Below are 2,296 nucleotides of genomic sequence, written 5' to 3'. Positions count from 1 at the left end.
GGCGCATCTTTTCTTTCTCAAGTGTGTCCGACATCGTTAGATAGAAAAACATCAGAAAGGCGACCATACCGACAGCAATAATAAAATTTAGGCAGAGTATTTTAATTTTTATCGAAGAAACACGGAACATTTTTTTGCAATATCGCATCAACAGTTTATTTTGTTAGGTTAGGGTCTCTTACAGAGACCAATTATCTTCAGCAGGTCTGCTGGTTGACAATTTCCAGTTCGGATTTAAGCCATGCTTGCGCCTCATTCAACTGAGGAAAAACCTTGAATGACAAGCCAGCATCCGCATAAAAATTGGCTAATAAATGCCTCATAAATCCAGCACCGTCGATATCGTATGCCATAACAAACGCCGTGATGGTGAAAGCTCTCCCATTAAGGGCGGAAGTTTTCAGATATTCAGCAAAGCGCTGAATCGTCTTGGGTGATGCCATTGCACTGCAATGAAAAGTGGCTATAGCGCCCCTGTGGCAATTTTTCCTCATTCTTGGAATTACCCGCTTGTGCATCGCGATGTTCGCTGCGAGTAGTTCCTCATTGAACGGCCCCCATGCATCATATATGGCGATGTTTCCGTCGGTTTCCAGGTTGACGAGGCCATGCTGAGAAAACCACCCCATACTTTCTTCAGTACTACTAAATAGTGTGCTTCCATTCATAGTCTTTCCTTCCAACTATTGCATAGTTTTTTAAATTAACAGGAACTGCGCAGGCTGTATGTTGTAAAGTTGTTTTGTTTTGTTAAAAAGTGTTTCGTTAGACGGAGGATGAAAGGCAGGTGGTTACAAATTGTTGCAAAAATACAATAGAAAACTTCAATAGGTGAACCTTACAATCATATCATTTACAGGGAAGAGAGCTTACAATCATATCATTTACAGGGAAGAGAGAGAGACATGAAAGAGAGACTGCGAATACTTCTGGTTGAAGACGATCAAAGACTTGCCTGGTTGATCCGAGACTATCTGGAGTTACAGGATTTTGAAGTGTTGATCGAAGGGCGGGGAGACACGGCCCCCGGACGAATCTTCAAAGAAAACCCCGATCTGCTTATCCTAGATCTGATGCTCCCAGGCAAGGACGGCCTTGCAGTTTGCCGGGCCGTTAGATCTAAATACCATGGACCGATCCTGATTCTGACCGCTTGCGAGGATGATATGGAGCAGGTCGTCGGCCTTGAACTGGGAGCCGATGATTACGTAAAAAAACCGATAGAACCCCGGGTACTGCTGGCGCGCATCCGGGCCTTATTTCGGCGAGTGGAAAACGATATTAACCAGAATAAGAGCACCACAACATTTTTACCCGAGCCCGAGGAGGATATTCATTTCGGCGGATTGAAAATCAGCCGTTCCTCCCATGTTGCTTTTCTGGATAACAAGCTAATTGAATTGACGACCACTGAATTCAAGCTACTTTGTTTTCTGGCAACTAATGCCGGCAGGGTACTTGAGCGAGAGCTGATATTTTCTGCTATACGAGGCATTGATTACGACGGTCTGGATCGCTCTATCGACATTGCCATCTCCAGATTGCGCAAAAAACTCGAAATTGACCCTGCGGCGCCGAAGCGGATCAAAACGATCTGGCGACAAGGGTATTTGTTCGTAAAGGACGCTTGGTAAAACGATATGAAAAGAATTTTTTAAAATTTTTACCTGTTTATTATCATGACCCTGCTGTTGGCAATTTTTATCGTGATTCCCATGCTCGATAGCTTTATCTCCGCTCCTCTCAAGTCTCAGTACAACCACTATTATGAGAACTGGCCAGGAGCCCGCTGTTTCTTATCAGGCACAGGAGCTGACTCGGCAGCCACAAGGTGAGTGGCAGAATCGTCTGCAGGAATTGCAACCCGAATTCGGTTTTCTGCTGAGTTTGCTGCTGATCAATAATAGCAATTTTCTCGATCACGACATTGCGCTGCTGAATGAGGGGGGGATACTGGTTGCAGACGACTACCACCAATTCTGGCAGCGGGTTGGGTAAAGTGAATATGCAATCTCTATCGGGCCGGTTGGCAATGGTGAACATGAACTCTCTATCGAGCCGGGTGTTGATGAGAAAACTGATGATATAAGCGACGAATGAAGAGCGCTTTTGATTTTAACTGTTTGCCGTGATAGCAGTGCCGTCTTCCCCCACTAAACTTCTTTTGTCAATTTTCCCCTTGCCAGTTCCAAGTGCTGATGGAGCGATTAATAGTGCAGGCTAAATATCTAAAACCGCTGCCGTTCCTTTGGCATCGTAATTAACTAGTTGGCCCTGCATTCGCTATTGTTACAGC

General features: G+C 44.9%; 3 protein-coding genes. 1 reads left to right on the top strand and 2 read right to left on the bottom strand.

Annotated features, from left to right (window positions below; all coding sequences use genetic code 11):
• Positions 1–197: 197 nt before the first annotated feature.
• Positions 198–668, bottom strand: coding sequence for a hypothetical protein (locus AC4GME_RS18785; protein WP_490378000.1), 471 nt, complete (start codon positions 666–668; stop codon positions 198–200).
• 237 nt (positions 669–905) lie between these two features.
• Here AC4GME_RS18785 and AC4GME_RS18780 point away from each other — a divergent pair, with 237 nt between their 5' ends.
• A complete protein-coding gene (locus AC4GME_RS18780) occupies positions 906–1,634 on the top strand; it encodes a winged helix-turn-helix domain-containing protein (RefSeq protein ID WP_490380036.1) in 729 nt (242 codons plus the stop codon).
• 109 nt (positions 1,635–1,743) lie between these two features.
• Here the strand turns inward: AC4GME_RS18780 and AC4GME_RS18775 are convergent, their stop codons facing one another.
• Positions 1,744–2,043 (bottom strand): hypothetical protein, encoded by a 300-nt coding sequence (locus AC4GME_RS18775; RefSeq protein WP_490380035.1) that lies wholly within the window; start codon positions 2,041–2,043, stop codon positions 1,744–1,746.
• Between the last annotated feature and the right edge of the window lie 253 nt (positions 2,044–2,296).

The sequence above is a fragment of the Psychromonas sp. genome, assembly GCF_983033635.1.
Note: the sequence above shows the minus strand (reverse complement) of the source record. Positions and strands in the feature narration are given on the sequence as shown.

Coding starts and splice junctions, on each gene's coding strand:
- AC4GME_RS18785 (WP_490378000.1), bottom strand. CDS start 668: ATGAATGGAAGCACACTATTTAGTAGTACTGAAGAAAGTATGGGGTGG.
- AC4GME_RS18780 (WP_490380036.1), top strand. CDS start 906: ATGAAAGAGAGACTGCGAATACTTCTGGTTGAAGACGATCAAAGACTT.
- AC4GME_RS18775 (WP_490380035.1), bottom strand. CDS start 2,043: ATGTTCACCATTGCCAACCGGCCCGATAGAGATTGCATATTCACTTTA.